The organism is Companilactobacillus paralimentarius, assembly GCF_963227125.1.
GTDB classification, from domain to species: domain Bacteria; phylum Bacillota; class Bacilli; order Lactobacillales; family Lactobacillaceae; genus Companilactobacillus; species Companilactobacillus paralimentarius.
On record NZ_OY724131.1, the window covers coordinates 2,634,815 to 2,642,980 of the forward strand.

6 protein-coding genes are annotated in these 8,166 nt (G+C 36.2%); all 6 read right to left on the reverse strand.

The annotated features are described in order from the left end of the window. Positions 1–11: 11 nt before the first annotated feature. The 6 genes from ACI6PB_RS12940 to rpmH all read right to left on the reverse strand — a co-directional run bounded on the left by ACI6PB_RS12940 (position 12) and on the right by rpmH (position 7,660). The gene (locus ACI6PB_RS12940) at positions 12–2,546 is read right to left on the reverse strand and encodes an excinuclease ABC subunit UvrA (RefSeq protein WP_404327549.1); all 2,535 of its coding nucleotides are present in this window, start codon (positions 2,544–2,546) and stop codon (positions 12–14) included. Positions 2,547–2,765: 219 nt separating this feature from the next. Beyond that, entirely contained in the window at positions 2,766–4,673 is a 1,908-nt protein-coding gene (gene mnmG / locus ACI6PB_RS12945; protein ID WP_404327550.1) for a tRNA uridine-5-carboxymethylaminomethyl(34) synthesis enzyme MnmG, read from the reverse strand. 25 nt (positions 4,674–4,698) lie between these two features. After that, on the reverse strand, positions 4,699–6,087 hold the full coding sequence (mnmE, locus tag ACI6PB_RS12950) for a tRNA uridine-5-carboxymethylaminomethyl(34) synthesis GTPase MnmE (protein ID WP_025085422.1): 1,389 nt from the start codon (positions 6,085–6,087) through the stop codon (positions 4,699–4,701). A 140-nt stretch (positions 6,088–6,227) separates the two neighbouring features. After that, the gene (yidC, locus tag ACI6PB_RS12955) at positions 6,228–7,082 is read right to left on the reverse strand and encodes a membrane protein insertase YidC (RefSeq protein ID WP_025085421.1); all 855 of its coding nucleotides are present in this window, start codon (positions 7,080–7,082) and stop codon (positions 6,228–6,230) included. Between the two features lie 28 nt (positions 7,083–7,110). Then, positions 7,111–7,452, reverse strand: coding sequence for a ribonuclease P protein component (gene rnpA / locus ACI6PB_RS12960; protein WP_025085420.1), 342 nt, complete (start codon positions 7,450–7,452; stop codon positions 7,111–7,113). A gap of 67 nt (positions 7,453–7,519) precedes the next feature. Further along, the gene (rpmH, locus tag ACI6PB_RS12965) at positions 7,520–7,660 is read right to left on the reverse strand and encodes a 50S ribosomal protein L34 (protein ID WP_025085419.1); all 141 of its coding nucleotides are present in this window, start codon (positions 7,658–7,660) and stop codon (positions 7,520–7,522) included. Between the last annotated feature and the right edge of the window lie 506 nt (positions 7,661–8,166).

Genomic DNA, 8,166 nt, shown 5'->3' on the forward strand with positions numbered 1-8,166 from the left:
TATTTAACCTCTTAATCTTGATTGAACAATTTCAAATGTTCTTTGAGGTACTTTCCAGTTAAACTAGCCGAATTATTTGCAACCGTTTTCAGTGTACCCGTTGCTATAATCTTACCACCATTGACTCCACCTTCGGGACCTAAATCATTGATGTAATCAGCATTGGATATAATATCCAAATCGTGTTCAATTACGATAATTGTGGCGTGACGTTTCAACAATTTATTAAAAACATCCAACAATACGCCAACATCCTTAGGATGCAACCCGACACTAGGTTCATCGAAGACAAAGAGTTGATTCTTTTGACTACGCTTCATATAAGTAACTAACTTCATTCTTTGAGCTTCCCCACCGGACAAAGTTGGTGTACTCTCACCTAATTTAAGATAGCTTAATCCAATATTGATCAAAACATCTAGTGTGTTTTTGATTTGAGGAACATCTTGGAAAAATTTATCAGCTTGTTTAACTGACATATCTAGGATCTCAGCAATGTTCTTACCATGCCACATAATATCAAGAATTTCTTTTTTATAACGATTTCCGTGGCAGACAGGGCAAGTTTGAACCATATCAGGTAAGTACTGAATATCCAAAGTAATTACACCAGTACCACCACAATTTGGACAAGCACCCTGTTTATTGTTGTATGAGAAATAAGTTGGCGTAAATTTCTTAGCTTTAGCCTCTGATGTTTGCGCAAAGATTTTTCTTAGATGATCCAAAATTTTGGTATAGGTTCCAACCGTGGAACGAACATTTTTACCAATTGGAACCGAATCAACTTTAACAATATTCTTAATATCAGCGTTATCAACTGATTTGACAAATTTAGGTAGTTGCTCGCCATCAATCTTGTCTTGTAATGCTGGTAATAGACTTTCAAAAATTAGAGTTGTCTTACCAGAGCCTGACATCCCCGAAACGATATTAAGTGATTCTTTACTAAATTTAGCCGTCATATCGTGAATGTTATAACGGTCTCCAATTTGAATACTGATGGTTCCTTTTTTAAAGACCTCTGTTGGTTGATGTTTGATAATATCAGCTTTACCCGTTAAATAAGGTTGAATCACAGAATCGGGATGATGTTCAATTTCCTCAACTGTCCCTTGTGTAATAACACGACCACCATCAGCACCAGAATCAGGACCTATTTCAATTACGTAATCGGCAGCCGCAATAATACTTGTGTCATGATCTACGACAATCAAGGAATTCCCCAATCTAACTAATTCACGCAAAATTTTAATCAACCCGGCCACATTAGCGGCGTGTAATCCAACACTAGGTTCATCTAAAACATACAGAACCCCAGTCATCTGATTTCTGATCGTCCGAGCTAACTGAATTCTCTGAAGTTCACCAGTTGATAAAGTATTACCCGCACGAGAAATGGATAAATAATTAAGTCCCAAATCAACGATGGGTGACAGCAAATCTAATAATTCATTAGTTAAGTTTTTGCCCAAGGATTTCATATCATCAGGTAACCAATCCATAATCTCCTGACAAAAATCTTGAAGTTGGGAAATCGTGAATTGAGAAACCTCAGCAATATTCTTGCCGACTAATTCATTGGTGAACAATTTAGGATTAAAACGACTACCATGACAATCTGGACAAGTTTTTTCAGTATAGAATCTTTCTAAACGTGTCAAAGTATTCTCATTCTTAGTACTTTTCAAACTATTCTTAACGGCAGTTATCGCATTCTCATAAAGGGCATTCAGCCTAAATGAACGTCCGGTCTTAGTAGGAACCAAAATCTCTTTCTTTTGTTCCTTACCATTAATTACGATATCTTTTTCCTTTGCCGTTAAGTCCTTGAATGGGACATCAGTTCTAACGCCTAATTCTTTAATAATATCTTTTTGTAAAGTTCTTCCAGGCAAATTCCAAGACCTTATAGCTCCCTCATCGATACTTAGAGATTGATCTGGAATAATTTTATCTAATTCAATTTCTTTTAAGAAACCAGTTCCCTGACATGTAGGACAAGCTCCATCGGAGTTGAAAGCAAAGTCTTCAGCACTAAAGGCCATAAACTTAGCCTGACAAACAGGACACGTCATCATTCCCATATCCTCATCGCTAGTTGGCAAATCCATAACTTCAGAAATTTTTAAAGTTGGATCTAAACGATGACCATTGGGACAAACTACTGAAGCTAGTCGTGAGAACATCAATCTTAAAATATTTAGACTCTCAGTCATTGTTCCAACGGTTGAACGCACACTAGGTACAACAGGCCGTTGTCTTAAAGCAATCGTTGAAGGTAAATTCTTGATGTTCTTAACGTCAGAACGGCCCATTTGTGTGATTCTTCTTCTCGTATAGGTTGATAAAGCATTCAGATACTTTCTGGCTCCTTCTGCATAAATCGTATCCATAGCTAAAGAAGATTTTCCTGAACCCGAGACTCCGGTAATCGCCACAAACGAATTCAAGGGAATATCTACATTGATATTTTTGAGATTATTAGCATTGGCCCCGATAACCTCAATATTATCTGGAATATAATTTTTATGTCTAATTGTCATATCTTTCTCCCTCTGATTAACAGGTCGATTATAACATTGCTATTGTTTATTCTTTAATGTAACGCCGAAGCTGAGTTTGTCATTTTATTTATCAATTGATAAATGACGGCGAAACGTTTTATTTTCTTTCTATTTCAAAAAGAAGGACCATGTCGCTTGCGACATGGTCCTTCCGATTTTTCATATATTATTTTTATAGTGAAGCGTTATAACGTCAAACTATTTTGTTTCCGGTAACTTAGCAATCTTTCCTTGTTCAATATAAACACTCAAAATACCAATATCAGCTGGATTTACACCACTGATACGACTTGCTTGAGCAATTGTTTCAGGATTGATCTTACTTAATTTTTGAACAGCTTCAGTAGCTAAACTATCAACCTTTGTATAATCAATACGATCAGGAATTTTCTTTGATTCCATCTTCTTCAAACGATCAATTTGAAGTTGTTCTTTCTTAATATACCCAGCATACTTCGTAGCAATTTCAACTTGTTCAGCCACTCGGTTATCGACTGGAAAATCAGCCGCACCAACCATATCAATAATATCTTGATAGTGAACTTCTGGTCTTCTTAAGAAATGATCAGCTAACACACCATCCTTCAAAGGTTTCAAATCATGTGCCTTTAAGAATGGCAAAGCTTGCTTAGGAGTAATCATCTTACGTGAAAGACGATCTAGTTCCATCTTGATAGTTTGACGCTTTTCTTTGAAGGCGTTATAACGGTCATCATTAATTAGTCCCAAAGCATAACCTTTATCTGTCAAACGAAGATCAGCATTATCGTGACGCAAAATCAAACGATACTCAGCACGACTAGTTAATAGACGATATGGTTCGTTAGTTCCTTTAGTTACAAGGTCATCAATCAAAACACCAATATAAGCTTCATTACGATGTAAGATAAATGGATCCTTACCCTGAGCACGTAAAGCAGCATTGATACCAGCCATAATTCCTTGTCCAGCAGCCTCTTCATAACCTGATGTTCCATTCATCTGTCCAGCTGTAAAGAGATTCTTAACAACCTTAGTTTCAAGATTCAACTTCAATTGCCATGGCTCGATGACGTCATATTCAATGGCATAACCTGGACGCATCAACTTAGCATTTTGAAGTCCAGCAACAGAATGAAGCATCTTCAATTGAATTTCCTCAGGCATAGAAGTTGAGAAATCTCCAACATAATACTCTTGAGTATCTTTACCCTCTGGCTCCAAGAAAATTTGATGTCTTGGCTTATCAGCAAAACGAACAATCTTATCTTCGATTGATGGACAATATCTAGGACCAACACCTTTGATGACACCGGAAAACATTGGGGCACGGTTAAGATTGTCACGAATAATCTTATGTGTATCAGCATTCGTGTAAGTCATCCAACATGAAATTTGATGTTGAAGATAACTTGAATCAGGTGTTTCAAATGAGAAGTGGTTAGGTTCTTTATCACCTGGTTGTTCGATTGTTTGATCAAAATCAATCGTATCCTTGTTAACACGAGGAGGTGTTCCTGTTTTAAATCTTGTTAACTTGAAACCATGCTTTTCAAGATCCTCAGATAATTTGATTGAAGGAATACTGTTATTAGGACCTGATGAATATGTCAATTCACCAATAATGATTTTACCTCTGGACGATGTACCAGCTGTTAAGACAACACTCTTTGCGTGATATTTAGCACCTGTAGCTGTGACGATTCCCTTGCAGACACCATCTTCAACGATCAATTTTTCAGCAATACCTTGACGAAGCGTTAAGTTAGGTTCTTTTTCCAAAGTATTTTTCATTTCACGATGATACATATTTTTATCAGCTTGGGCACGAAGTGCTCTAACAGCAGGTCCCTTACCAGTATTAAGCATTCTCATTTGAATATAAGTCTTATCGATATTGCGGCCCATTTCGCCACCTAAAGCATCAATTTCACGAACCACAATTCCCTTAGCTGGACCACCAACTGAAGGATTACATGGCATGAAAGCTACCATATCCAAATTAATTGTAATTAATAATGTTTTTTCGCCCATTCGAGCGGCAGCCAAAGCAGCTTCTGAGCCCGCATGGCCAGCACCTACGACGATAACGTCATAAGTTTCTGAATCAAATTCTTTAACTTCCATTTTTCCACCTATTAACTTAAATTAACTATTTTCCTAAACAGAATTGCGAGAATAGTTGCGTAATCAATTCATCTGGATAACTTTCGCCGGTAATTTCACCGAGAGTGTTCCAGCAAGCCGTCATATCAATTTGTACAAGGTCAATAGGCATTCCAGCCTCAATCCCTGAAATAACGTCATTCAAGCTATTTTTAGCCTTACGAAGTAATCCTGCTTGTCTAGCACTAGTGATAATGACATTACTACTATTATCTTCAATTCCTGAATTGAAGATTTTACCAATAGTTTGTTTAATTGTTTCAATACCATCATTCTTAATAGCCGAAGTTTGCAAAATAATATCGTCAGCCTTCAATTGAACTACTGAATTAGGCGTTATAACGGGCATCAAATCATTCTTGTTAAAAATAACGATTCGTTTCTTGTCCGTTGTAGCATTTAACAGTTCAATATCGTCATCTTCTAGTTCTCGACTAGAGTCCAAAACTAGAATTACCAAGTCAGCACTCTTTAAAGCACTCTTAGAACGTTCAACACCGATCTTTTCAACTTTATCTTCGGTATCACGAATTCCAGCTGTATCGATCAATTTAAGCGGTACACCATCAATATTGACATATTGTTCAACCACATCACGTGTCGTCCCGGCAACATCAGTTACGATAGCCTTATCTTCGTCCAAAAGACGATTCAAAAGACTAGATTTACCAACATTAGGTTTTCCGACAATTGCAGTAGCTAAACCATGTTGTAAAATTTCGCCACTATCAGCAGTCTTTAACAATTGATCAATACTTGAACTCACAGTACGAGCTTTCTCTAACAACAATTTAGTTGTCATTTGATCAGTATCGTACTCTGGATAATCTATATTAACTTCAACTTGAGCTAAGGAATCCAAAATTTCTTGACGTAGGTTAGCAATCAAATGATGTAAATTTCCATCCAATTGATTGACAGCCACTTGCATAGCCTTATCAGTTTTTGCACGAATCAAATCCATGACAGATTCAGCCTGTGTTAAATCAATTCGGCCATTTAAAAAGGCACGCTTTGTAAATTCACCGGGTTCAGCCATTCTGGCACCAGAACCAATTAAAAGTTGAAGTACTTTATTAGTAGCAACTATACCCCCGTGGGTATTTATTTCTACTACATCTTCACATGTAAAAGTCTTAGGGGCACGCATAACAGAGACCATTACTTCATCAACCAACGAACCATCTGCTGGATCAATAATATGACCGTAATTAATAGTGTGACTTGCAACTTTGGCAAGATCACGTCCCTTAAATATTTTCTTAGCGACTGAAATAGCCTGATCTCCTGACAAACGAACGATGGAGATAGCACCTTCCCCAGGAGGTGTTGAAATGGCTGCAATTGTGTCGTATTCAGTTACTGCACTTGGCATAAAATAGCTCCCTTCTCTATTTTTGAGCATAAAAAAAGTGCATAATCCGCCTGTTTTGACGGAAAAGCACCTTGACTACTTTTCTATATTCGATATTGAAATTTCTAAAACATCTTAACGAGATTTTTAGAGATTGTCAATTATTTACGATTTTTATATACACGTTTCTTAGCTTTTCTAAGACGACGTTGCTTTTCACGTTCTGCTTCCTCAGCCTGTTTTTGTTCACGACGATACTTGAACGGATTTTGGAAAGCCAATGTCTGAAGAACTTGGAACGCATTAGTTACAACCCAATAAATTGTAATAGCTGATGGGAATGTTAACGCTGGAACGAAGATAAAGATTGGCATGACATAAGTCATAATCTTTGTTGTTGCATTTTGTTGTGGTTGTGAATAGCTAGAGATGTATGTACTCAAGAAAGTAAATACACCAGCTAGGATGGCCATGATGTAATATGGATCAGCCTTTCCAAGTTGCATCCATAGGAAGGTACCCTCACGTAATTGTGTTGTCTTGTAAATAGCTTGATACAAGGCAAACATAACTGGCAATTGAATTACCAATGGCAAACAACCAGCCACAGGATTAACTCCTGCCTCACTATATAGCTTTTGTGTTTCTTCCCTTAATTTTTGTTGAGTCTCAACGTCTTTTGATGAATATTTATCCTGAAGAGCCTTCATTTGCGGCTGAATCTTCATTTGCTTATTCATACTTCTTATTTGAAGCCAGTTAAGTGGCAATAGAATAACACGCACAATAACTGTGAAAAGAACGATAGCCCAACCATAACTATTACCAACGATTGATGCTAACCAAAGAATGAATTGAGAGAAACTATATAAAATATAGTGATCCCAAAATCCAGTACTGTGGCTTGTGATTGGTTCATTTAGGTTAGAACAACCAGCCAAAACCAATACGACACTAAGTAATAGCGCAATACCTATGTACTTCTTTAAGCTTTTTTTATTCACTTTTACACCCATTATTTTTTATTCATTAAAATTTAATATCCTACTGTAATATTTTACCCAATTTTAATAAATGCACAATATTCTTTTTTGTTTCAAACATGTCCAAATCAATAGCTGGCTTTCTTGCAATAATCAAGAAATCTAATTCTGCAGGAAGTTCAGGTTTCAATTCTAAAAGTGATTGACGAACGTATCTTTTAATACGATTACGACCAACCGCAGTATGTGAAACCTTTTTTCCTACAGACAATCCAACACGAAAATGTTTTTGGTCCTTTTTCGCAATCTTATATAGTACAAAGTTGCGATTAGCGACTGAATATCCATTTGAATAGACATATTGAAACTCATTTTCTTTTTTTATTCGATAGCTTTTTCTCATATGTCACCAGACTACTCTCGTTTTGTAATAAAAAAAGACCACCAAATTGTTTAGTGATCCTTCAAAACTAAGCTGATAATACTTTGCGACCCTTTTTACGGCGTCTTGCTAGAACTTTGCGACCATTACTTGTACTCATTCTCTTCATGAAACCATGGACGCGTTCACGGTGACGCTTCTTTGGTTGATATGTTCTCTTTGTAGTCATCAGTAAACCTCCTGACTCTTATATTAAAAATTTTTTAAATAACACTTCTTCAGACAATTGCTTAACTATAATATCATGTTCTAGCTCGAATTTAAACAGCTAATTTCCTATAAATGTAAAACTTAACCAAAAATTTTTTCGCATTCTCGACTGTGGATAATTTGTTTAAAAATTTAACAACTATTTTTTTCCACAGATCTGTAAACAGGGTTTTCCAACTGTTAACTTTGCTGTGTTTTAGTTTTCCACAGAATTTGTGGAATTCTTGTTTTTTGTTTGTAACAACCATAAATCAAGCATTCTAGACTCCGATAATTGTGGATAACTATGTTAATAACTGGAATCACTTTATATTTTCCACAAGACTGTGGATTAATAAATTACCCACTGTTATTTCTTCATAATTTAAACAAGTGTTCTGTGGAAAACTTCTTAATAGAATGATAAACTATAGACTGTCATTTTAGGGAAAAAATTATCCACAACTTAAGATTGGGGGGAAATAA

What these genes read in the sequence shown, in the direction of transcription:
- mnmG (WP_404327550.1), bottom strand. Translation starts at nt 4,673, where the DNA reads ATGGAAGTTAAAGAATTTGATTCAGAAACTTATGACGTTATCGTCGTA.
- yidC (WP_025085421.1), bottom strand. Translation starts at nt 7,082, where the DNA reads ATGGGTGTAAAAGTGAATAAAAAAAGCTTAAAGAAGTACATAGGTATT.
- mnmE (WP_025085422.1), bottom strand. Translation starts at nt 6,087, where the DNA reads ATGCCAAGTGCAGTAACTGAATACGACACAATTGCAGCCATTTCAACA.
- rpmH (WP_025085419.1), bottom strand. Translation starts at nt 7,660, where the DNA reads ATGACTACAAAGAGAACATATCAACCAAAGAAGCGTCACCGTGAACGC.
- ACI6PB_RS12940 (WP_404327549.1), bottom strand. Translation starts at nt 2,546, where the DNA reads ATGACAATTAGACATAAAAATTATATTCCAGATAATATTGAGGTTATC.
- rnpA (WP_025085420.1), bottom strand. Translation starts at nt 7,452, where the DNA reads ATGAGAAAAAGCTATCGAATAAAAAAAGAAAATGAGTTTCAATATGTC.